Origin of the sequence: Streptosporangium sp. NPDC006930 (assembly GCF_040635605.1) — a bacterium.
Classification (GTDB): Bacteria; Actinomycetota; Actinomycetes; order Streptosporangiales; family Streptosporangiaceae; genus Streptosporangium.
This window is the reverse complement of sequence record NZ_JBEYID010000004.1, coordinates 391,308-412,242: the sequence shown is the minus strand read 5'-3', so window position 1 is coordinate 412,242 and position 20,935 is coordinate 391,308. Positions and strand designations below refer to the sequence as shown.

20 protein-coding genes are annotated in these 20,935 nt (G+C 71.5%); 10 read left to right on the top strand and 10 right to left on the bottom strand.

All coding sequences use genetic code 11. The features are described 5' to 3' along the window. Positions 1 to 1,590, top strand: coding sequence for an ABC transporter permease (locus ABZ664_RS10470; protein ID WP_362506117.1), 1,590 nt, complete (start codon positions 1 to 3; stop codon positions 1,588 to 1,590). A gap of 309 nt (positions 1,591 to 1,899) precedes the next feature. Here the strand turns inward: ABZ664_RS10470 and ABZ664_RS10465 are convergent, their stop codons facing one another. From ABZ664_RS10465 to ABZ664_RS10450, 4 genes are all read right to left on the bottom strand, one after another. Then, a complete protein-coding gene (locus ABZ664_RS10465) occupies positions 1,900 to 3,060 on the bottom strand; it encodes an FAD-dependent monooxygenase (protein ID WP_362506114.1) in 1,161 nt (386 codons plus the stop codon). Then, positions 3,057 to 3,524 carry a transcriptional regulator gene (locus ABZ664_RS10460; RefSeq protein WP_362506111.1) on the bottom strand — a complete coding sequence of 156 codons (468 nt, stop codon included), beginning with the start codon at positions 3,522 to 3,524 and terminating at the stop codon, positions 3,057 to 3,059. The genes ABZ664_RS10465 and ABZ664_RS10460 overlap by 4 nt, the downstream gene beginning before the upstream one ends. Before the next feature lie 449 nt (positions 3,525 to 3,973). Then, positions 3,974 to 5,191: a glycosyltransferase gene (locus ABZ664_RS10455; RefSeq protein WP_362506108.1), complete on the bottom strand. Its 1,218-nt coding sequence runs from the start codon at positions 5,189 to 5,191 to the stop codon at positions 3,974 to 3,976. Beyond that, positions 5,188 to 5,640, bottom strand: coding sequence for a MarR family transcriptional regulator (locus ABZ664_RS10450; RefSeq protein ID WP_362506105.1), 453 nt, complete (start codon positions 5,638 to 5,640; stop codon positions 5,188 to 5,190). The genes ABZ664_RS10455 and ABZ664_RS10450 overlap by 4 nt, the downstream gene beginning before the upstream one ends. Before the next feature lie 352 nt (positions 5,641 to 5,992). On the opposite strand from ABZ664_RS10450, the gene ABZ664_RS10445 reads away from it, so the two are divergent. From ABZ664_RS10445 to ABZ664_RS10415, 7 genes are all read left to right on the top strand, one after another. Next, a complete protein-coding gene (locus tag ABZ664_RS10445; RefSeq protein WP_362506102.1) occupies positions 5,993 to 6,343 on the top strand; it encodes a Na+/H+ antiporter NhaA in 351 nt (116 codons plus the stop codon). Then, a complete protein-coding gene (locus tag ABZ664_RS10440; protein WP_362506337.1) occupies positions 6,277 to 7,068 on the top strand; it encodes a Na+/H+ antiporter NhaA in 792 nt (263 codons plus the stop codon). The genes ABZ664_RS10445 and ABZ664_RS10440 overlap by 67 nt, the downstream gene beginning before the upstream one ends. A 197-nt stretch (positions 7,069 to 7,265) precedes the next feature. Then, entirely contained in the window at positions 7,266 to 7,535 is a 270-nt protein-coding gene (locus ABZ664_RS10435; protein ID WP_362506099.1) for a hypothetical protein, read from the top strand. A 316-nt stretch (positions 7,536 to 7,851) separates the two neighbouring features. Continuing rightward, a complete protein-coding gene (locus ABZ664_RS10430; RefSeq protein ID WP_362506096.1) occupies positions 7,852 to 8,502 on the top strand; it encodes a TetR/AcrR family transcriptional regulator in 651 nt (216 codons plus the stop codon). Further along, a complete protein-coding gene (locus ABZ664_RS10425) occupies positions 8,499 to 8,714 on the top strand; it encodes a ferredoxin (protein WP_362506093.1) in 216 nt (71 codons plus the stop codon). The genes ABZ664_RS10430 and ABZ664_RS10425 overlap by 4 nt, the downstream gene beginning before the upstream one ends. Then, positions 8,701 to 9,975 (top strand): cytochrome P450, encoded by a 1,275-nt coding sequence (locus ABZ664_RS10420; RefSeq protein WP_362506090.1) that lies wholly within the window; start codon positions 8,701 to 8,703, stop codon positions 9,973 to 9,975. Before ABZ664_RS10425 ends, ABZ664_RS10420 begins: the two co-directional genes overlap by 14 nt. A 223-nt stretch (positions 9,976 to 10,198) precedes the next feature. Next, on the top strand, positions 10,199 to 11,137 hold the full coding sequence (locus tag ABZ664_RS10415) for a S1 family peptidase (protein ID WP_362506087.1): 939 nt from the start codon (positions 10,199 to 10,201) through the stop codon (positions 11,135 to 11,137). Here ABZ664_RS10415 and ABZ664_RS10410 read toward each other — a convergent pair. The 4 genes from ABZ664_RS10410 to ABZ664_RS10395 form a co-directional block, all read right to left on the bottom strand. Beyond that, positions 11,098 to 12,414 (bottom strand): hypothetical protein, encoded by a 1,317-nt coding sequence (locus ABZ664_RS10410; RefSeq protein ID WP_362506084.1) that lies wholly within the window; start codon positions 12,412 to 12,414, stop codon positions 11,098 to 11,100. The two genes, ABZ664_RS10415 and ABZ664_RS10410, sit on opposite strands and share 40 nt — an antisense overlap. 9 nt (positions 12,415 to 12,423) lie before the next feature. Continuing rightward, positions 12,424 to 12,792 (bottom strand): hypothetical protein, encoded by a 369-nt coding sequence (locus tag ABZ664_RS10405; RefSeq protein ID WP_362506081.1) that lies wholly within the window; start codon positions 12,790 to 12,792, stop codon positions 12,424 to 12,426. Between the two features lie 130 nt (positions 12,793 to 12,922). After that, positions 12,923 to 13,762 carry a copper resistance protein CopC gene (locus ABZ664_RS10400; protein WP_362506078.1) on the bottom strand — a complete coding sequence of 280 codons (840 nt, stop codon included), beginning with the start codon at positions 13,760 to 13,762 and terminating at the stop codon, positions 12,923 to 12,925. A 432-nt stretch (positions 13,763 to 14,194) separates the two neighbouring features. Then, on the bottom strand, positions 14,195 to 14,626 hold the full coding sequence (locus tag ABZ664_RS10395; RefSeq protein WP_362506075.1) for a cold shock domain-containing protein: 432 nt from the start codon (positions 14,624 to 14,626) through the stop codon (positions 14,195 to 14,197). 299 nt (positions 14,627 to 14,925) lie between these two features. On the opposite strand from ABZ664_RS10395, the gene ABZ664_RS10390 reads away from it, so the two are divergent. Then, positions 14,926 to 15,906 carry a threo-3-hydroxy-L-aspartate ammonia-lyase gene (locus tag ABZ664_RS10390; protein ID WP_362506072.1) on the top strand — a complete coding sequence of 327 codons (981 nt, stop codon included), beginning with the start codon at positions 14,926 to 14,928 and terminating at the stop codon, positions 15,904 to 15,906. Between the two features lie 152 nt (positions 15,907 to 16,058). Here ABZ664_RS10390 and ABZ664_RS10385 read toward each other — a convergent pair whose 3' ends face one another. Further along, positions 16,059 to 17,009, bottom strand: coding sequence for a glucosyl-3-phosphoglycerate synthase (locus ABZ664_RS10385; protein WP_362506069.1), 951 nt, complete (start codon positions 17,007 to 17,009; stop codon positions 16,059 to 16,061). A gap of 131 nt (positions 17,010 to 17,140) precedes the next feature. Here ABZ664_RS10385 and ABZ664_RS10380 point away from each other — a divergent pair, with 131 nt between their 5' ends. Then, the gene (locus ABZ664_RS10380; RefSeq protein ID WP_362506066.1) at positions 17,141 to 19,144 is read left to right on the top strand and encodes a hypothetical protein; all 2,004 of its coding nucleotides are present in this window, start codon (positions 17,141 to 17,143) and stop codon (positions 19,142 to 19,144) included. Positions 19,145 to 19,228: 84 nt separating this feature from the next. Here ABZ664_RS10380 and ABZ664_RS10375 read toward each other — a convergent pair whose 3' ends face one another. Then, positions 19,229 to 20,665 (bottom strand): helix-turn-helix domain-containing protein, encoded by a 1,437-nt coding sequence (locus tag ABZ664_RS10375; RefSeq protein ID WP_362506334.1) that lies wholly within the window; start codon positions 20,663 to 20,665, stop codon positions 19,229 to 19,231. Positions 20,666 to 20,935: the final 270 nt, after the last annotated feature.

Genomic DNA, 20,935 nt, shown 5'->3' with positions numbered 1-20,935 from the left:
ATGACCGGCACGCTGACGCTGGTGTGGCTGGCGCTGCGCCGGGACCGCGTCCTGGTGCCCGTCTGGATCGTCGTGATCGCCGGCCTCGTCACCGTCAGCGCCTCGGCCATCGCCGAGTTGTATCCGCAGGCCGGCCAGCGCATCGCGCTGGGCGTCACCATCGGCGCGGCCCCCGCCCTGCAGGCGCTCACCGGACCGGTCTTCGACGCCACCTCGATCGGCGGGCTGACCGCGTGGCGGGCCACCACCATCGCCGCGGTGCTGGCCGCCTTGATGAGCATCCTCGTGGTGACCCGGCACACCCGCGCCGAGGAGGAGACCGGCCGCGCCGAGCTGGTCGGCTCCTGCGCGGTGGGCCGCCAGGCGGTCCCGGGCGCGGCGGTGCTCGTGGCCACCGCCGCGAACGTGCTCATCGCCCTGCTCATCACGGTGGGCCTGGCCGGCCAAGGGCTGCCCGTCGCAGGTGCGCTGGCCTTCGGCGCGGCGGTGGGCGGGACAGGCTGGGTGTTCACCGGCGTCGCAATCGTCGCCGCCCAGCTCACCACGCATGCGCGCACCGCCAATGCCCTGGCCTGCGCGGTGCTCGGGGTGGCGTTCCTGCTGCGGGCGCTCGGTGACGCCGCGAAGGTGGAAGCGCTTGCCTGGTCGTCCCCGCTGGGGTGGGCGCAGCGGGTGCGGGCCTTCGCCGGCGAGCGCTGGTGGGTGGTCGCGCTGCTCGCCGTCACCGCCCTGGCGCTGATGGCCGCGGCGGCGCTGCTGGCCAGGCGGCGCGATCTCGGCGCCGGACTTCTGCCGTCGCGCCCGGGCCTGCCGGAGGCCCGCCCGTATCTCGCCGGCCCCTTGGCATTGGCGTGGCGGTTGCAGCGCGGTGGCCTGCTCGGCTGGGCGATCGGCTTCGCGGTCGCGGGCATGCTGTTCGGCGCCCTGGCCCACAGCATGGGTGACATCGTCGGCGACAACCCGCAACTGGCCGCCCTCCTGGCGCAGCTCGGCGGCACCGACGCGCTGACCGACGCGTTCCTGACCGCCGAGCTGAGCGTGCTGGGCCTGGTCGCCGGCGGTTACGCGGTCCAGGCGACGCTGCGGCTGCGCGATGAGGAGTCGGCGCTGCGGGCTGGACCGGTCCTGGCCGCGGCCGTGACCCGCCGCCGATGGAGCCTCAGCCACCTGGGCGTCGCCCTGGGCGGCAGTGCCCTGATCCTGTCGGTGGGAGGGTTGGCGGCCGGGCTCGCGCACGGCCTGCGGATCGGCGAACCGGCCGCTCAGGCCGCGCGCATGCTGGGTGCGGCGCTGGTGCAGGCGCCCGCTGCCTGGACCCTGGCCGCGATCGCGATGCTGTTGTTCGGGCTGCTGCCCCGGCTGACCGCGCTGGCGTGGGCGGCCTTGCTGGCCTTCGCCCTGCTCGCCCAGCTCGGCGAACTGCTTCAGCTGGACGACTGGGTCATGAACCTGTCTCCCTTCGCCCACGTCCCGCAGACGCTGAGCCAGCCCGTGGACGCCGGTCCGCTGTTGGGTCTCGGCGTGGTCACCGCTGCGCTCCTGGTCGCCGGGATCACCGCCTTCCAGCGACGTGACCTGCAGGAGGGCTGACGGTTCGCTCTGTCTTTGGGCTGCTGCCAGCTCCTGGGGTGATCATCACCGGCTGCGTCACCTGCTTGACGCAGCCGGTGACGGCCTCGATCTCGCGCCCACGGTAGCGACGCATCCACGCGTTCGGCAGCTTCGGCAAGACCTCGGGCACCTGACACGCCTGCCTGCCCGCGCTCGCACCGTCTCCGGGCGGAAGGTGCCCGGCGATGTCAGCGGCTAACCAGTCACCTGTTGCTGCGACCCGCCGGTCCCTGACAAGCGCGATGCTGGTGACTGTCTGCGCCCTGGCGCCCCGGTAGCGGGCGTGGCTCAGTGCTGCGTGGCCGAGGACGGCAGGTGCGGCGGCCTCCAGCGCCAGGTGGCGTTGCCCTCAGCGGCGATGCCTCGGCGCCAGAGCGAGGCGGGCGTCAGCCGGATCATGGTCGTCAGGCCCCGGTGCAGGGCGGGGGAGGTGGTGCGGCGCCCGTCGGCGCGGGCGCCCCGCGCGGTGGCCTGAGTGTGCGGGCGGCGTTCAGTGTCGTAGCTGCGCAGCGCGGCCGCGACCGTCGGTTCACCGGTCAGGGCCGCGGCGAGCACGACCGCGTCCTCCAGGGACTGGCCGGCGCCTTGGCCGCGGTCGGGGCTCATGGCGTGCGCGGCGTCGCCGAGCAACGCCACCCGGTCGCGGACGTAGGCCGGCAACGGGTCCAGGTCGCAGATGTCGATGTGGATCACCGCATCGTCCGGGGTCGCTGCGATCAACGCCGGAATCGGCTGATGCCAGGTGGTGACCCGGCGGGCGACCTCGGTCTTTTCCTCGGCGTAGCGGATCTCAGGGTGTTCGGCGGCAGTGACGTAGGCCCAGTAGGCGCGGCCTCGGCTGATCGGGTGGATGAGGAAGTAACCGCCGGAGCCCATGGTGATGCTGCCGGGCAGTCCGTCGGCGGCGGCGTTGGCGATGCCCAGCCAGGCGGTACGCCCCAGAAAACGCGGTGCCGGCGCCTCCGGCCACAACAGCCGGCGCACCGTACTGCGGATGCCGTCCGCGCCGATCAGTAGATCGGCACTGGCCTCCCCGCCGCTCCAGGTCACCGTCACCTGCCGCTCGGTTTGCCGGATGCCGGTGACCTCCGTGCCGGTGCGCACCCAGCCCGCGGGCACCGCCTCCAGCAGCACGCGATGAAGGTCGGCACGGTGGAAGGCGGTCAATGGCGTCGGGTCGCCGGGACGGGCCTGCTGCAGGTAGCGGCCGTCCGGCAGGCGCAGGTTGGCGGCGGAGTAGGTGGGCACCCCGGCCGATCGGGCCTGCTCGCCCACACCGAGCGCATCCAGCGCGCGCATCGCGTTCGGCGCCTGGGACATGCCCGCGCCGATCTCACGCACCTCGGCGGCCCGCTCCAGGACGACGGCCCGCCAGCCGATTCGATGCAGCGCGACGGCGGCGGCCAGGCCACCGATGCCGCCGCCCACCACGATGGCCTGTCTGGTCACGACTTCTCCTGCTCGGTTCCGGTGTTCAGGGATGGGGCGTTGTCGAAGATCTTGGCCATCCAAGCGAAGGCGGCGTGCGCCTGGCGGACTCGCGCGGCCCGCTCGTCGTCCGGACCGGCCAGTTCCACGCCGTCACGGGTGATTTCCAGGAAAGAGGTGATCGAGGCGATCTGCCGCTGCACCACGACCGCCCAGGCGTCCTCGGCCATCCGGTAGTAAACGGTCCGATCCCCCGGCCGTGTCCGCCAGGTCAAAAAGCCCATGCTCGTCAGCAGCCGTAGGTTGGACGTCAGCGACGCGCGACTGGCACCGATCGCCTCGCTGATCTGCCCGGCCGACTGCTCGGGCGGATCGCAGATCATCAGCCAGCCCAGCACCCGCCCGGCGATCGGCGGCACGCCGTCACGCGCCAGGTACATGGCGACGCGCTCCACCCACTCCAGCAACGACTCTTCGTCACTCAAGTCATCCCACCTCTCCACACTTCAGTTATTTCAGTATGAACTAAAATAAATGTATGCGGCAAGGAGTCCCTGCGGCGGGCTCACCACGAAGCACCTTCCAGCGCAACACCGCCCGAGCATGGGCGGGAGGTGGACCGGCTGAGCATGCCGGTCCACCTCTATGAGCTGCCATGCCTTGGAGGTTGTGTCCAATGATGTGCTCGGCACCGCCAGTGGTGGTGACCCAGGCCGTGGATCGACTGGTCGATGGAGCACCACTTGCCCACGTCCTGTCGAGTCGCCGGGACATCGGCGCCGGCCTCGCGCTGCCGCGGCCCGGTCCCGCCCATGTGCCGAACACCCTGCGCGGGCCGCTCGGGCCGGGGCGTCTGCTCTCGGCTGTCCGGCACCGTCGTCATCGTCTTGGCCTTCGCCTACCGCCTGGACTGCGGGGAATGCCGAGGTGCCCCTCAGCCGTCCGACAGCTTCTCCAGGCGGGCGACGGCGACGGCGACACCGTCTTCGGTCGCCAGATGTCCGGCGAGCGCATGTGCGGCCGGGGCAAGGTCGGCCGCGGCGGTGATGGCGGCGGCAAGCCGCTCGGGCCGGAGCCGGCGCGGCAACGGGGGCGCGGCGACGCCGAGGTGGTGCAGGCGGGCGGCCCAGAACGGCTGATCGCCCAGGAACGGGCGGACGACCTGCGCGACGCCCGCGCGCAGCGCCGCCGCCACCGTGCCGACACCCCCATGGTGGACGGCGACCGCCATGTGCGGCAGCAGCCAGTCGTGCGGCGCCTCCTCGATCACCAGGACGTCGTCCGTGTGCCGGCCCGGCCGTAGCGCACCCCAGCCGGTGGCCAGCACCGCCCGCCGGCCCGACATCCCGATCGCCTCCAGCACCGTGGCGGCCAGCGCTTCGGGATCGCCACCGACCGAGCTGCCGAAGCCGACGTATACCGGTGCTTGCCCGTCCGCCAGGAACCGGGCCAGAGGTTCGGGCGGCGCCCAGGCGGCCTCGGCGGGCATCGTCCAAAAGCCGGTTGGGTGGGCCGCGGCGGGCCAGTCGGCCGGAGCGGGCAGCAGGTGCGGGCTCCACGCGTGCAGCACTTCGCCTTCGCGCACCAGGTCGGACATCGGCCGGAAGGCGCCCGCCAGGCCCAGTTTCTCGCGGCGCCAAGCCCGTACGGTGCCGCGGTAGGGGGCCTCGATGGCCGAGGTGATACGCCAGCTCGCCCGGTTGAGCACGGGCGGCACCCGTACCGGCAGGATCGGCGAGGCGAAGGCGGAGGTCGGCAGGTACAGCGGCAGCAGCAGGCCGGCCAGGGCGGGCACGCCGAGCTTCTCGGCGACGTACGGCCCGCCGAGCGACTTGGGATGGTAGACGACCACGTCGAACTCCCGGCGGGTGGCGAGCGCGGCCTGATCATCCAGCAGGCGGCGCAGCATCGGCGTGACCGAACGGGCGGCGGTGATGGCCGCGCGCACCCCCTGACCCTTGACCGAGTCCTGCAGGCCGAGCATCTCGTCGTCGAGCGGCGCGAACTCCACGCCGCGCGCTGCGGCCAGGGGCGCGAAGCGGCGGGGCGCGGCCAGCAGCGGCCGGTGCCCGGCGGCCAGCAGCCCACACGCCAGAGCCAGGTACGGCTGGACGTCGCCGCGGCTGCCCACAGTGATCAGTAACGGTCTCATCGCCGGTCCTTCAGCTCGTCCCACTCCTGCAGCAGGCGCGGGAAGCGGTCCATCATGAACGCGTACATGTCGCGCATGAGCTCCAGCCGCCGCCGGCGCTCCGGATCGTCGCCCACCGCCTGCAGCCCCTGCTCCGCAAGCGCCCGAAAACCCTCGAACTCGGCCATCTTGGCGCGAAACGCGCGGGCGAAGACGTCCTCGGCCAGCCGGTAGCGGTCGCGCCGCCCGCCTCGCACCCGGAAGCGCTCCACCAGCCCCGCCTGCTCAAGCTGCCGCAGCGCGACACTCATGCTGCTCTTGGCCACGGCCAGCGCCTCGGCCAGTTCCGGCGCGTCGGCGTCGCCGGTCTCGGCGACCAGCAGCCAGCCCATCACCCGCCCAGCCGTGCGGCTCAGGCCGAGCCGCTCATAGAACAGCCCGGCGTCTTCCACGAAAGCATCCACCATCATAAGACGAATATATCGGATTGTTCGGATATATCCGAACAATGTGTACGCGGTTCCTGGCTTGAAAGCGGCGGAGCCGGTCCGCTTGCGCCGATCACCAGGTGCGCCGGCGGCCACGATCGCCATCCGGCGACGGTCTTCCAACTTAATCCACCCGCCTTCCGTTGCCCCTGGCAGGTGAGGCGTCGCCGGCTGTCCACCGCCCGGAGCCGGACCGCAACGAACCGGACGAAAGCGCCCAGATCGTGGCAGACCCTTCACGCGGCTGTCCGCCGGCGGGTGGGTAGAGTGAACGCGGTGTGCCGGGAAGTCTGGTCGGCGATGTCCGACTCGTTCCCGAATTCTGGAGCACTGCATGAACGCTCCCGTCCCGCCGCGTACCCCTGCTCTCCTGGGGCGCGGTTCCTGGGGTGAGGCCCGCCGCATCGCCGACATCCTGCGCAAGGAGACCGTCGGCGGGGCACTGCTACTGGCCGCCGCGGGGGCGGCGATGATCTGGGTCAACTCCCCGTGGGCCGACGCCTACGAGGCGTTGCGCGATCTGCGCGTCGGGCCCGAGGCGCTGCATCTGAACCTCTCCCTGGCCGGCTGGGCCGGTTCCTGCCGACCGCGCTACGCACCTTCCTGCTCACCTTGGCCGTGGTCGACGACCTGGTGGCCATCGTCATCATCGCGCTGTTCTACACCGAGCACCTGGGGCCGCTGACGCTGGCCGCGGCGCTGGTGCCGCTCGCCCTGTTCACCGTGCTGGTGCAGCGCCGGGTGCGCTCCTGGTGGCTGCTGCTGCCGCTGGCCATGACCACCTGGGCACTCGTGCACGCCTCCGGTGTGCCCGCCACCGTCGCCGGAGTTCTGCTCGCCTTCGCCGTCCCGGTGCTGCGCAGCGAACAGGCCGGCGGCCCGCAGGCCGGCCCCGGCCTGGCCGAGCACTTCGAGCACCGCTTCCGCCCGCTGTCGGCCGGGGTGGCCGTGCCGGTGTTCGCATTCCTGTCGGCAGGGGTGTCCATCGGCGGCCTGGACGGCCTGGCCGGCGTGTTCGGTGACCCCGTCGTGCTGGGCGTCGCCGTGGGCCTGGTGGCCGGTAAACCGATCGGAATCATGGGCGCGACCTGGCTGATGTCCCGCTTCACCCACGCCGACCTAGACGAGGACCTGGCCTGGATCGACATGCTCGGGTTGTCGATCCTGGCCGGGATCGGCTTCACCGTCTCCCTCCTCATCGGCGAACTGGCCTTCGGCGCCGGCCAGGACGCGCACGTCAAGGTGGCCGTCCTGGCCGGCTCCCTGACCGCCGCACTGCTGGCGACGGTGATCCTGCGCCTGCGCGACCGCACCTACCGGCGCATCCACGAGAAGGAGACCGCCGACCTCGACCGCGACGGCATCCCCGACGTCTACGAGACCGGCGACCCCGAAACGCCCGACCGCTGACAGCCGAGCAACGCGGCATTGAGCGCGACGATTTCACGCTGATGGCGCCGATAGCTGCCGTGACCAGCCCAGCCACGTCTACTTCCGGAATTGTCCAATTCCGGAAGTAGACTCCAGAAGCGACTTCCGGAAACACAACCGCAGAGAACGCGCAGGCCCTCGGATCAGCTTCCGGAAATACAAACCGGCCGCCAGCCGTGGCGCTCCCCGGCCCGTACGCCGCCACGCTCGAGCGCTCACCACTGGCCGACTCCAGCAAGACCAAGTACCACTCCCGGCTGCGCGGCTACCTGCCCTGGCTCGCCGACCAAGCCGACGTCGGCGCCCTCGACGGCGCCCCGCTCACCGACCCCATCACGGCCACCGGCGCGGTGCGCGACTTCCGCCGCCACCGGAAGAACGGCCACCGCGCCCCCAACACCACCGACACCTACCTGTCGGCCATCGACGACGCCGTACGCCAGTGAGCGGACATCGCCAGACAGCCCCCGCACATCGAGCCCCAGCGACTCGACGAGTGTCCACGACGGGCATCCGGTCCGCATCGCCATCCGATCAACCCAAGAGGAGAACGACTCGTCGGGCTGCGGCTCAACACCAACGCCAGGCGCCGAGAGAGGAATCCAACTCTCATCTTCGGCTCCTCACTCTCGAGTCGACTCTCAAGATGCGCGCCGAACTCTCAAGATGCGCGCCGAACTCTCAAGTTCGACGGCGCCAGACCCCCATCCCACCGCCGTCCCACTGTTGACAACATCAAATGAACGTTCTTTTAATTGACGCATGGGGCGTATCGCAGGTGTCACCGCCGCCGAGACCCGTGAGCGGTTGCTGCGCGCGGCGGCCGAGTCCTTCGCCGGACGTGGCTACGACGGCACGCGCGTGGCCGACATCGCCTCTGCCGCCGGGGTGAGCAACGGTGCCCTGTACGCGCACTTCGGCTCGAAGGCCGAGTTGCTGGTGGCCGCGCTGCGCGAGCACGGGCCGCGACTGCTGGCCACGTTGTTCGCCGCGGACCCGGACCAGTCGATCACGAAACTGCTCGCCGTCGTCGGCCAAGGGCTCCCGCACAGGAGGCCCGACGCCCACAACCATCTCATCGTCGAGGCACTCGTGGCGGCACGCCGCGACGAGGACGTCGCCCGGCCGATGCGCGACTACGTCGGCGAGCGCACCGACTGGCTCGCCGGACTCGTCCGCGCCGCACAGAACGACGGCGAACTGGACGGCGCGCTGTCGCCGAACGCGTTGTCGCATCTCTGTCTGCTGCTCGCGATGGGCAGCGCGCTCGTCACACCCGACCTGCACACGGTCGACGAGGAGGAGTGGGCCGCGTTGCTCACCCGTCTCGTCGCCGCCTTCGCCCCTGACGGCGACACGCCACACCCCTCGCCCCCTGCCGACACCACGGCACGGAGAGGAGTTCGACAGTGAGAGTAAGGATCAACCCCGAGGGATGCCAGGGACACGGTCGCTGCTACGCCCTCGCCCCCGCCCTGTTCGACGAGGACGATGAGGGCTACGGGCAGGTCGTCGGTGACGGCGTCGTACCGCCGGGTGAGGAGCGGGCGGCGCGCCTCGCCGTGGCGAACTGCCCGGAAAGAACGATCGAGATCCTTCAGGAGGCGCGACATGACCGTCGATGACCGTTTCAGCCAGCAAGCGCTCGACGGGAGGCAGCAGGACCGCCCTGACGGCGTGCGCAACGAGATCATCACCGGGCCTGTCTCGGACTGGGCGACCGACTTCTCCCACACCGAGCCGGAATGGGCGGCCGACCCGTACCCGATCCAGGACGACCTGCGGCGGCGCTGCCCGATCGCGCACACCGATCGGTTCGGCGGTGCCTGGCTGCCGACCCGCTACGAGGACGTCGCGGCCATCGCCTACGACACCGAGCGCTTCTCCTCCCGGTCGATCATCGTGGGCAACTTCCGGCCACCACGCGAGGCGGCCCCGGTGGGCGGCACACCGCCGATCTCCTCCGACCCGCCCTTCCATCACGACGCGCGCAAGCTGCTGCTGCCGATGTTCACCAAGACGGTGGTCGCCAGGCAGGAGCCGGCGACGCGAGCGTTCTGCCACTCGCTCATCGACGCGCTTGAGGGGCAGGACGTCGTCGACGCCGCCCGTGACTACGCCCAGCACATCCCGGTGCGCGTCATCAGCGACATGCTGGGCTTCCCGCCCGAGGACGGTCCGCGGTTCCGTGAATTCGTCGAGAACGCGCTGGAGGGCGTCAACCGGCCACCGGAAGAGCGTATCGCCAGGATGGACAAGCTCTTCGACTACCTGCTGGAGCAGATCCGCGACCACGTCGCCAACCCGCGTGACGACCTCACGACCTACCTCGTCAACGCGGAGCTGTACGGCAGGAAGCTGGAGCCGGCCCATGTGGCGGGCACGATGGCGCTGCTGCTCATCGCGGGCATCGACACGACGTGGAGCGCGATCGGCGCGTCGCTGTGGCACCTGGCCAAGACTCCGGACGACCGTGAGCGCCTGGTCGCCGAGCCGGCTCTGCTGCCGACCGCGATGGAGGAGTTCCTCCGGGCCTACGCACCGGTCACGATGGCCCGGCTGGTCAAGGAGGACATGCACTGGAACGGTGTCGACATGAAGGCCGACGACTGGATCCTGCTGTCGTTCCCGGCGGCCAACCGCGACGAGGCCCAGTTCGACCGGGCGGGCGAGGTCGTCATCGACCGCGAGGTCAACCGGCACGCCGCGTTCGGCCTGGGCATCCACCGCTGTGCGGGCTCGCACCTGGCCCGGATGGAACTGCAGGTCGCCCTCGAGGTCTGGCTGGAGCGGAACCCGCGCTTCGGCCTCGACGACCCGGCGGCGGTGACCTGGTCCACGGGCCAGGTCCGCGGGCCACGCGCGCTCCCGCTGCGCATCGGCTGACCCACGCCCAGGTCTTGTCCGCCCAGCGTGGCGCCAGGCTTTCGCGGCCGGATCCGGCGGCGGCCGGACTAAGGTGGCGGTGTCCACGTCGGTCCACGTCGGTCCACGTCGGTCCACGTCGGTCCACGTCGGTCCACGTCGGTCCACGTCGGTCCACGTCGTGCGACCGACGATGTGGCGCCGCTCCCCCTCACGCTTCGAAAGAGGCAGAGGAGAGAGCAACATGTCCCGTCGCCGCATCGCCACCACGGGGGGCATCCTGGCGATCACCACACTCGCCCTGGCGTCTCTTCCAGCCGTCGCCACGCTCGCCCTGACGCCCCCTACCACCGTCACCACACCCCGGACGGCGGGCACCGCGCCCTCGCACAAGACCCGCCTCTCAAGCGCCGCGTGCGCGCCGACACCCCGTCCCACCGTCAACACCTCCCCGACGACGTGCCCCGCGCCCGCACCGACCGCCGATCCCAGCGTCACCGCGCCTCCGCCGCCGCCGGACCCCTCCATCCTGTCGAACCTGCCGCCGGGCCTCATCGAGGCGCTCCAGCGCGACCTCGGTCTCACCAGGAAGCAGGTCGCGACCCGGCTGCTCAACGAGGCCCGGCTGACACCGGTCGAGGCGCGGCTGCGCGAGAAGCTCGGCGACCGTTTCGGCGGCTCCTGGTTCACGGGAACCCTCGCGGAAACCCTCATGATCGCCACCACCAGTCCCGCCGACATCCCGGCGATCGCCTCCGCGGGCGCCACACCAAAGGTCGTCCGCGCGTCGTTGGCGACGCTGAGCGCGGTCAAGGGAAGACTCGACGATGTGCTGTCCGCCCATCCGAACGACGGGACCATCCGCTACGTCGACGTGCGGATCAACAAGGTCGTCGTCCTGTCCAGGAACGCCCCGGCGACCCTGAATGTCGTCAAGTCCATCGGAGTGGACAGCGACCTGGTGGTCGTGGTGCATTCCGAGGAGGACCCTCGGCCCCATCCCCAAAGCGGTGACGCCCACCACGTCGGTGCGGGGCCCCGCACCCTCCAGCCGATCCGCGAGATCCTCCACTCCTCACGCCTGACCCCGGTGACCGCCGTCCCCGGCACCGTCTCAAGCTCTGTGGGCCGGTGCCGGGCGGGTCAGCCCGCGAAGAGGAGGAAGAGGCCCACCACCGTGTAGACCACCATCAGCACGAGGAGGGGAATCTGTCCCAGGACGGCGGTCCTGCGTGGGAACAGGGCGAGCGCGCGGTCGTGGGCGAGCACGGTGCCCAGCACGTGACCGACGATGATGACCGTCACCTGGAGCATGGCGATCCCGGCGGGGGAGGTACCGGCCGCCTGGACGGTCCACCCCGCGGTGCCCAGCCAGTTGGCGCCGGTGCCCAGCGGATCGGAGAGCAGGGCGAGGGTCCGCTGCCCTTCGAGGAGGAGCAGCGTGTAGTAGTGGGCGACCACGTACCCGACGGCGATCGGGACGACCGCGTGGGCGAGTTCGCCCGCCGTCGTCCCCGGCTCCGCCGCCCCCCAGCGACCGGCGAGCGCGGTCGCCCCGCGATACGCCGCGAGCACCAGGCCGATGACGACGAGCAGCCCCGCCGTTCCCATGACCGGTGCCGGCAGCGAGCTCTCCTGCACGAAGCGCACCCAGACCGGGGCGTTGGAGAGACTGTCGTACATGGTGGAGCCGAGAAGCACGACCACCAGCACCGTCAGCCCGGGCACCGGCCGGAGCCCGGCCATGCCGTCGAGCGAGTTACGCCAGGTCACGACGCCGTCGGGGCGTCTGGTCACCGGGGCGAGGTGGCCGACGAGGGTGCTGTAGACCTCGAACGCGTCCGCGTGGTCGAACCAGCGCGACCCGAAGAGCACCGCTCCCCCGAGCACGAACACGACGTACACGGCGAGCCAGGCCCCGATGACCGGCAGGGTGGCCCGTTCCGGGGCGACCAGCTCCAGCCAGACGAAGGCGAGGAGACCGCCCGCCGCGGGCCAGTAGCCGAGCCCCGACGGCAGCGGGCGCATCCCGGTCTCGGGGTCGCGTCCGAGTCCCCGGCAGGCCAGCAGGTGCAGTGTCCGCAGCGGGTTGAGGACCGGCCACACCGGTCCGAACAGCAGCGAGAGCGGCACCAGGCCGACCCAGAACAGGACGTAGAACACTCCCGCCGTGGGATTCTCGACCCGGTCGGGGCCGAAGAGCAGGCCCACGCAGAAGTACGCCGCGGCGACGAGCCCGGCGACTCGCCAGAACCACGGCCACGCCCGCGCGGAGACCACACTCTGGACCAGGGAGGCGAGCGGGCGGGGACGGCGGGCGTCGACGCCCAGCCGCGGCTCGGTCCACAGGGCGCCCAGCGCCACGAACGACACCAGCAGGGCGAGGATCGCGCCGATCAGCGCGGCCTCGAAGGGGATCGGCAGGTCCTGGCGCCCGCCGATCCCGTGAGCCAGGAACATCACGTCGGCCTAGCGCACCACGAGCTGGAAGAGCTGCAGCTTCGAATCGTGGGTCTCGACCTCGAACAGGCCGTCCTGGTCCGCGACGAACTCGATCGTCGCGGGCGTGCCGGGCGTCAGGGTCGCGGCCTTGTCGTAGCCGTGGACGTGCGCCTCGTCGGGCGCGTCGCCGGTCACCGTGATCCTTACCGTCTGGCCCTTGGTCACGTCGATCCGTCCGGGCGGGGGCGTCACCTGCCGTCCGGCGATGGTCACCGTGATCTCCTTGACCGTCGAGGCGCCGGGCTCCGCGGCGGACGAGCCACAGGCCGTGGCCGTCAGCAGGGTCACGCCGAGCATGAGCACGGCGAGCAGGCGGCGGGCAAGGGGGGAGGTCATGACTGTTCTCCTGGGGGTCGGTGGTCGGGCCGACGAGTCGGCGGGGAGGCGGGGACGGTGAATCGGTACGGGAGCGGTGAGCCGGTACGGGACCGGGTGTCGTCGGCGGAGCCGGAGCGCGGGAGGCGGGTCAGCGTCGTTTGGCGGACTTGACCGCCTTCGCGCTCCCCGTCCTGCGCGACGCGGCCGTCGGCCGACCCGCGGGTTTCCTCCCGGGCGGCCCGGTGGAGCGTCGCCGGACCTGCGCGCCGGAGGGCGAAGGCCGCCGTGCCGCCCGGACCACCATGAACCCCGCTCCGACGACGAGGAGGGTGGGCAGCAGCCACACCGACAGGTCGAAACCCGAGGTGGCCTGGGGCGCGTTCGAAGCCGCGGCCTGGGGCGTGGCCTGCGAGGTGGCCTGGGGGACGACGGGTCCGGCCGCCGCGGCCGACGGCGTGGTGGCGCCGGGTTCCAACATGGCGAGCAGCGCGGGGTCGGGTTCGTTCACGGGGGCCTTCCAGCCCTTGGGCGGACCCGACGTCGGGCCCTTGTAGGTGAACCGGACCTCGCCTTCCACCTTCTCGCCGTCCGAGGCGACCGACATGTAGCGGGCGACGTACAGGCCCTTCTCCGGCCAGTGGGCGACGGGGACGGTCGCGGGAAACCCGGTGTGGTACAGGCTGGGCTGCCAGGTACCGTCCACGAGGTTGTATTCCCTGACCGGCTCGTCGAGGCGCTCGGGCTGCCCGTGCGACCAGGGCTCGTCGACGCGGACACCGCTGGGGGCGGTGACGGTGAAGTACGCGTTCGGAGCGGGCTTCTCGGTGAAGTAGAGCGCGAGCGACTCCAGCGGCTCTTTCACCGTGCTGTCCTTGGCCGGTGTCGACATCGCGAGCTGACCGTGCGCGGAGGCGGGCGTCGCGAGGGTGGTCAGCGCGACGACGGCGACGACGGCCAGCACGAGCAGCTGGCCCAACCAGCGCGCCATCGCCACCCCTGCTCTCCACCGAAAGGCCCGCTGGCCTGCGGAATCACGGACGATTCCGGCCGATCACGGTCAATGCTCGTCGAGAATAACCGCTTTTGTCCCATATGAACAGAACTTTGGCACGCATCCAACCGAAGAACGTCAAGGACTGTGAGCCTCACCGTTCCGCACCTGTTCACGCCGATCGGGCGCCCCGCACCCCGCCCCGCTCCCACCCACGTCCCACGCCCGTCCGGCACCTGTTCCGCGGCACGCGACGGCTTCCTCGAAGCCCGGCGACCGAGACCGCCTCCTTCCACTCGAGGTGACCGGGTACGGGCCTTCCGGCCGCCCCCACCGCGGCTCGCGCGTCCCGCGCGGCTCGCGCGAGCCATGCCGTTCCGGATCCCGACCCGCCGCGGATCCGGAACGGCAAAGACGCATCGTCCGGCCTCAGTCGTCGACCCAGCCGTGGGACCGGGCGAACGTCAGGAGACGATTCCTGACCTGCCCGATCTGCGCGCCCGTCAGCGTGGGCGCGTGCTCGATGAGCAGCTCGGTCACTGCGCCGTTGAAGGACTTCGCCGACAACACGTCGCACACCCCCTCGTCGTCGCCGAACTGCTGCGAGGAGACGGCGTCCGAGAGAGGCACGGTCGCGACCGGCCGTCGGCTCGGCGGCGGGTCCAGAAGGCTGACGGTCGAGACCTTCAGGCCCCGCTCGCCCTCCATGACCTCGTACTCCACTCGCAGGCCGGGCTGGAGGACATGCCTGCTCTCACCGAAGTCGTTGGCGTGGAAGAACACATCCTCGCCCCCGCTGACCGCGGCGATGAACCCGTACCCGCGTACCTCGTCGAAACGAAGGATCGTACCAACTGCCACCACAACACCACCTACACCGAGAGTCGCACCACTTCGCGCTCACCTTCCGGCACTGTCCGGCCGGTGAATCCGGCCTGCCTGTCACACCGGACGACCCGATGCTAGACCGGACGGCGCGCCGTGTCCTCATCGATTCCGTGCCGCGGCGCCATCCCACCAAGCACCGCGCACACCGCCTCACGACACCGCGTACGGGTCGCGTGCCGGGGATCGTCGCCGTGACTCCGCCCCCGGTACACCGTCCGTACGACGGGAATGCCAGGCTTCGAGTAGCCGCGCCGACCGAGGAGAGCCAGCCGATGTCCCAGTCATCGACGTCCCCGATGTCCCCGACCTACGACGACGTCCTGAGCGCCGCCGCCCGCATCGCTCCGCAGGTCCACCGCACCCCCGTGCTGCGCTCACGCCGGATCAACGAGAGCGTCGGCGCCGACGTGGTGTTCAAGTGCGAGAACTTCCAGCGGATGGGCGCCTTCAAGTTCCGCGGCGCGTTCAACGCGCTGTCACGGTTCACCTCCGAGCAGCGACGCTCCGGCGTGATCACCTACTCCTCGGGCAACCACGCCCAGGCGATCGCCCTGGCCGCCCGGCTGCTCGACATCCCGGCCACGATCATCATGCCGCACGACGCGCCGGCCTCGAAGGTGGCCGCCACCGAGGGGTACGGCGGGAAGATCATCCGCTACGACCGCTACACCGAGCACCGGGAGGAGATCGGCAGCGCGCTCGCCGCCGACCGCGACCTCACGCTGATCCCGCCGTACGACCACCCTCACGTGATCGCCGGTCAGGGTACCGCCGCCAAGGAGTTGTTCGACGAGGTCGGCGATCTCGACGCGCTCTTCGTCCCCCTGGGCGGAGGCGGGCTGCTCTCCGGCACGGCGCTGTCGGCTCGCGCGCTGTCACCCGGCTGCGCGCTGTACGGCGTCGAGCCGGAGGCGGGCGACGACGGGCGGCGGTCGCTGCGGCAGGGCTCCATCGTCCAGATCGACACGCCGAAGACCATCGCCGACGGCGCGCAGACCCAGCGGCTCGGCACCCATACGTTCGAGATCATCCGCCGCGAGGTCGACGACATCGTCACCGCCACCGACGCCGATCTCGTCGACGCGATGAAGCTCTTCGGATCGGCCATGAAAATCGTCGTCGAGCCCACCGGATGCCTCGGCCTGGCCGCCGTCCGCGACCTCGCCGACCGGCTGGGCGGGAAACGGGTCGGTGTGATCGTCAGCGGGGGCAACGTCGACCTCGACCGCTACGCCTCACTGCTCGCCTCCTGACCGCCACACCCGGGAGCCGGCCGAAGGGCCGGCTCCCGGGACGGTCTTCGCGGGGCCTTGGGACGAACCGGCCCTCGCCGTGAGAGCTTCCACCGGGCGGTCGGTATCCTCGCCACCCTCGCCGACCTCGCTGTCACGGTGGTACGGCCTGGTCAGCGGAGCGAGCGGTAGGCCGGGATCGTCCCCATCGGGGGGCGTTCGGCGACGGCGACGTCCCTGACGCTCACCTGGTGGCCGTCCGCGCCCCGGCGGAACTGGGCCAGGCGGGGAGACGGCCGATGCAGGGAGACCATCATGTTCTGGCGCTCCAGGCGTGACCAGGAGGTCTGCAGGATCTGGGCGGCCATCCCACCGAGCGCCTCCGTCGACTGGTGGGAGTGCACCCGGCGTCCCAGATCGACCTGGGCCAACGCGTCGAGACCCGCGAGATCGAGCAGGTCGATCAGCAGGGCGAGCTCCACGCCGTAGCCGGTGACGAACGGGACGCGCTCCAGCACGGACCTGCGCCCGGCGTACTCCCCCGCGAGGGGTTGCACGAACCCGGCCAGCCGTGGCCAGTGCAGGTTGAGCAGGGGGCGCGCGACCAGTTCGGTGACCCGCCCGCCACCGCTCCTCGCGTTCCACAGGGGCCGGTCGTAGCAGCCCTTGACGTAGACCACCGCCGGGTCGGCGAGCAGCGGGCCGAGCAACCCGGTCACGAAGGACGTGCGGAACTCGCGCAGATCGGCGTCGACGAAGACCAGCAGGTCGCCGGAGGTCGCGGCGAGGGACTTCCAGAGCGCCTCGCCCTTGCCGTCCAGCGGTTTGAGATCGGGCAGAACCTCGTCCTGGGCGACCACCCTCGCCCCGGCCCGCGCCGCGCGTACGGCGGTCTCGTCGACGGAGCGGGAGTCGATGACCACGAGTTCGTCGACGAGCGGAACGGCCTCCATGAGATCGCGGCGGATCGCCGCGACGATCTCCCCGACCGTCTCCTCCTCGTCGCGCGCGGGCAGCACGACACTGATCGTCGTCTCACCCTTGGCTTCCAGCAGCTCCGGCAGCGCCCAGTCACCCGAGGATGAGGTGCGCCCGCGTAGCCATGCCTCGACCTCAGGCAGCACGACCCACCCTTTCCATCACCTCGGCGGTTAGGGGTATCACCCTATGTGGCGCTGATTCCCGACACCTACCGGCTCCCGTCTCCGCCAAGCAGGTGGGAAGATCAGTCCAGTCCGGAATGAGGGGGGACGGGATGAACCCGGTAGCCGTGATGCGGGCGGCGCGCGGCGTCCGCGACGAGCTCGACAGCCTGATGGGGGGCGCCTCCGGCGAGCTTCGTGACCGGCTGGATCCGCTGCTCGCCGAGGTGGGCAGCCGGCCCTCGGACCAGCTGGCAGACGCGGTCATCAGGCTCGTCTCCGAGTACGGCCCCGCCTGGGACCGGCTCACCGCGCTGCTGAGCCTGGAGCGGGGCGTCACCCCCGAGCAGGTGATTCCCCTGCTCTCCCGGCGGCCGGGCGCCGAGCCGGGCTCGCACGGGAGCGGCCTCGGCTTTCCGCCGGGCGGCGTGGGCCCCACCCCGTCCTCCTGGGGCGCGGCGTCCCCGAACGGCACGGACCCCTCCGGCTGGGAGCCGATCGACGCTCCGGCGACCGGTTCCTACACTCCCGCCTGGCTGCTCCCCGACATGGGCGGGCAGGGGCGTCCCGCTCCGGGTTCCGGGCAGACGTCCGGAGAGGATCCGCCACCGTTCCCCGAAGCGCCGCGGACGCCCCCGGAGCCACCGCCCCCGACACCTCAGGCGTCGTCACCGCAGGTCCCCGCGCCGCAGCCCCCGGTCGCGGCACCGTCGGCGACCGAGCCTCCGGCCGCGCCGCCGCGTCCCGCGGAGAGCCGGGGTCCCTCGGTTCTCGACCGGCTGACCGGGGCCTTCCGCAGGCGGCGCAAGGAGACTCAGGCTCCGGCCCCGGGGCCCGGCTGGGAGGCGATCCCGCTCATCGAGGCTCCCGCGGAGGCGGCCGCGGGCTGGGGCTCGGAGGTGACGGTCGGCGTCGCCCCGGGCCAGGGGCAGGACGGCACCGCGACACCGCGCGAGCCGATCGACCTGGACATCCAGATCGTCGCCGAGGGCTTCGACGCGCCCGGTGGCCGGCGGGTGCGGCTGCGTGCCGACGAGACGTCACCGTACCCGCGGGCCGTGGTCAACCTCGTCGCCCTCGCCCAGGAGGAGCCGGAGGCCGCCCGGCAGATCCAGGTGACCTACTCCGTACGCGGTCAGGTGGTCGGGTTCGGCCTGCGGGCGGTCACGGTCCACGGTTCGCCCGGCGGCCTCGGCGGACACGAGGCGCTGGAGCCGGTCTCGGGCACCCGTATCCGTCCCGCCCTCATGGGGGAGCCCGCCGACGTCACGGCGATCATCGTCCACGGAGACAGGCCGGGACTGCTGTGGTGGACCTACCAGTCACCGCACTTCGTCACCCCGGACCAGGCCGAGCCCTGCGACCTCGGCACCCGGGCCTCGGAGTTCGGCCGGCACCTGACCGATCGTGGCCGTCTCTCCGAGGAACTGGGGCGGGAGGTCGGCTCGCGCGTGCCCTGGGGTTTCTGGGAGCTGCTGTACGCGGTGGCCGGCCGGGTCGCACCGCGCCGCCCGAACGTGCTCATCCTCTCCCAGGAGCCGCACGTGCCCTGGGAGCTGGCCGTGCTCGAGCAGCCGTACGATCCCTCCCTGCCCCCCTACCTGGGCTGCCAGATGGCGACCGGCCGCTGGCCCCTCGGCGGACGGCGTCCCGAGCTGCCCCCTCCCGTGCACGCGCGGGCCGACCACATCGCGGTGGTGTACGGCGAGGCGCAGGCGCATCCGCTGGTGACGGAGTACGGCGCCACGCAGGTCTCCCCCGCGCTCGGCGACGTCCTGGGCGCGCTCAGGCAGGGACCCGACATCGTCCACTTCACGGACGGCGGATCCGCCTCCGAGGCGCTGGACTACGAGCTGGCGGGTGCCCCGTTCGTCTTCCTGGAGGAGCCGGGGGACGCCCAGGCGTTCCTGCTCGCGGGCGCGAGCGGGGTCGTCGCCCCGCTCTGGCCCGCGGGCGGCGGTCTGGCGCCGGAGTTCTATCGGCGCTGCTTCGCCGGTGAGCCCCCGGCCGAGGTGCTGCGGTCCATGCGCGGGCAGGCCCCCGACAGCGCGGGCGCCTACCGGTTCCACGGCCACCCGTCCCTGACACTGCGCCGGACGGCCCAGCCCACGGGGTGACACGCTCCTTTTCGCCGCCGGCCCGCGACAGGGGACCCTGGGACGGGGATCCGCGGAGGTCCTCGGAGGGCGCCCCCGCGCGTCTCAGCCCGCGGCGTGGCGCTCCAGGAACGTGTAGACGTCGGCCTCGTCCACCCCGGGGAAGGACCCGGGTGGCAGCGCGGCCAGGATGTGGGAGTTGCCGCGGGCCGAGGGCCAGGCGTACCCCTCCCAGCGCTGGGTCAGCTCGGCGGGCGGGCGGCGGCAGCACTCGCCGGTGGGGCAGCCGGATCTGGTGCGGGTGGTGGTCTCCCTGCCGCGGAACCAGCGCGACTCCCGATAGGGAACGCCGAGGGTGATGGCGAAGTCACGCTCGCGCGAGATGTCGACGTGCGCGAGACAGAAGTAGGTGCCGGTGGGCGAGTCGGAGTACTGGTAGTGGACGGAGAAGCGGTCGGGTGACAGGAAGACCTGGCGCCCCGACCACTGCAGGCACATGCGCTGGCCTTCGATCGCGCCCTGCTCGTCGGCGGGGAAGACGATGCCGTCGTTCTCGTACGCCTTGTAGATGATCCCGTCGGCGTTGTTGCGGACGAAGTGGCAGGCCAGGTCGAGGAAATTGGTGGCCAGGTTGGTGAAGCGGTGCGCGGCCATCTCGTAGGAGACGGCGAACACGTCGCGCAGGTCCTCCACGCTCAGCGCGCGGTCCTTCTTCGCCTCCCGCAGGTACGGCACGGCGGCGGCCTCGGGCACCAGGACGGCGGCGGCGAAGTAGTTGGCCTCGGTCCGCTGGCGCAGGAAGTCGGCGAAGTCACGGGGCCTGTGGTGGCCGAGGGAGAGATGGCCGAGGGTCTGCAGCAGGATCGTACGCGGGGTGTGCATGCCGACCTGCTCGTGCTTGACGTAGATGCGCCGGTTGCGCAGGTCGGAGATGGAACGCACGGTGCGCGGCAGGTCCTGGACCGTCTGGACGGTGTAGCCGAAGTGGCTGACCAACGCCTGGACGGTGCTCTGCGACAGCGCGCCCGAGCGGTAACCGACCGCGGCGAGCGCCTCGGCGGCGGCCTGCTCGATCTCCGCGAAGTAGTTGCCCTGCTCGCGCTGCTTGCGGCGGAGTTCGGCGTTGGCCGCGCGGGCCTCCTCGGGGGTGGCGGTCCCCCTGGCCTGACGCGAACGCAACTCCTCGTAGAGGCCGAGAATGTGTTCGAGCACGTCGTTGGGGACACGGGCGGAGATCTTCAGCCTGGCGAGGCCGAGCCCCGCGTACAGGGGGTCGCGCTGCGCCTCCTCCAGCGCCATCTCCAGCTGGGCCCGCCGGTTGGGTGCCTGCCTGCGGAGCAGCTCCTCGACCGGCACGTTGAGCGCGGCGGCCAGCGACTTCAGCAGCGACAGCTTCGGCTCGCGCTTGCCGTTCTCCAGCAGGGAGAGCTGGCTGGGCGCGCGGCTCACGCGTTCGCCCAGGTCGGAAAGGGTTAGGCCACGCTGCTTCCGCAGGTGTCTCAGCCGCTGGCCGAACGCGATGAGATCGAGCTCCTGCGTCAAGGAAAGCGGTTCTTCACCGACCAAAGATGCCATGACCCGATGCTAAACGAAATTTCCGAGGAAATTTCGCCCCCGGCAGGTCGCGGAGCGGACATCGCCGCACCCGCGCCCGGAGCCGCCGGAGTCGTCCTCGCATCGGCTCCACCCGGAGTCGCGATCATCAAGCCCTCGCGACGGCCCGGAACCGGCGACCGCGATCACCGAGCCCCCGCGCCGGAGTTCGGGTGTACCCCCGGCGGGGACCCGCGCACACCCGATCCCGGCACAAGA

Excerpts from the sequence above, each read along its gene's own strand:
- ABZ664_RS10445 (WP_362506102.1), top strand. The coding sequence starts at position 5,993 with ATGAACGCTCCCGTCCCGCCGCGTACCCCTGCTCTCCTGGGGCGCGGT.
- ABZ664_RS10410 (WP_362506084.1), bottom strand. The coding sequence starts at position 12,414 with ATGTTCCTGGCTCACGGGATCGGCGGGCGCCAGGACCTGCCGATCCCC.
- ABZ664_RS10450 (WP_362506105.1), bottom strand. The coding sequence starts at position 5,640 with ATGATGGTGGATGCTTTCGTGGAAGACGCCGGGCTGTTCTATGAGCGG.
- ABZ664_RS10390 (WP_362506072.1), top strand. The coding sequence starts at position 14,926 with ATGTCCCAGTCATCGACGTCCCCGATGTCCCCGACCTACGACGACGTC.
- ABZ664_RS10470 (WP_362506117.1), top strand. The coding sequence starts at position 1 with ATGACCGGCACGCTGACGCTGGTGTGGCTGGCGCTGCGCCGGGACCGC.
- ABZ664_RS10400 (WP_362506078.1), bottom strand. The coding sequence starts at position 13,762 with ATGGCGCGCTGGTTGGGCCAGCTGCTCGTGCTGGCCGTCGTCGCCGTC.
- ABZ664_RS10420 (WP_362506090.1), top strand. The coding sequence starts at position 8,701 with ATGACCGTCGATGACCGTTTCAGCCAGCAAGCGCTCGACGGGAGGCAG.
- ABZ664_RS10405 (WP_362506081.1), bottom strand. The coding sequence starts at position 12,792 with ATGACCTCCCCCCTTGCCCGCCGCCTGCTCGCCGTGCTCATGCTCGGC.
- ABZ664_RS10415 (WP_362506087.1), top strand. The coding sequence starts at position 10,199 with ATGTCCCGTCGCCGCATCGCCACCACGGGGGGCATCCTGGCGATCACC.
- ABZ664_RS10430 (WP_362506096.1), top strand. The coding sequence starts at position 7,852 with ATGGGGCGTATCGCAGGTGTCACCGCCGCCGAGACCCGTGAGCGGTTG.
- ABZ664_RS10455 (WP_362506108.1), bottom strand. The coding sequence starts at position 5,191 with ATGAGACCGTTACTGATCACTGTGGGCAGCCGCGGCGACGTCCAGCCG.
- ABZ664_RS10380 (WP_362506066.1), top strand. The coding sequence starts at position 17,141 with ATGAACCCGGTAGCCGTGATGCGGGCGGCGCGCGGCGTCCGCGACGAG.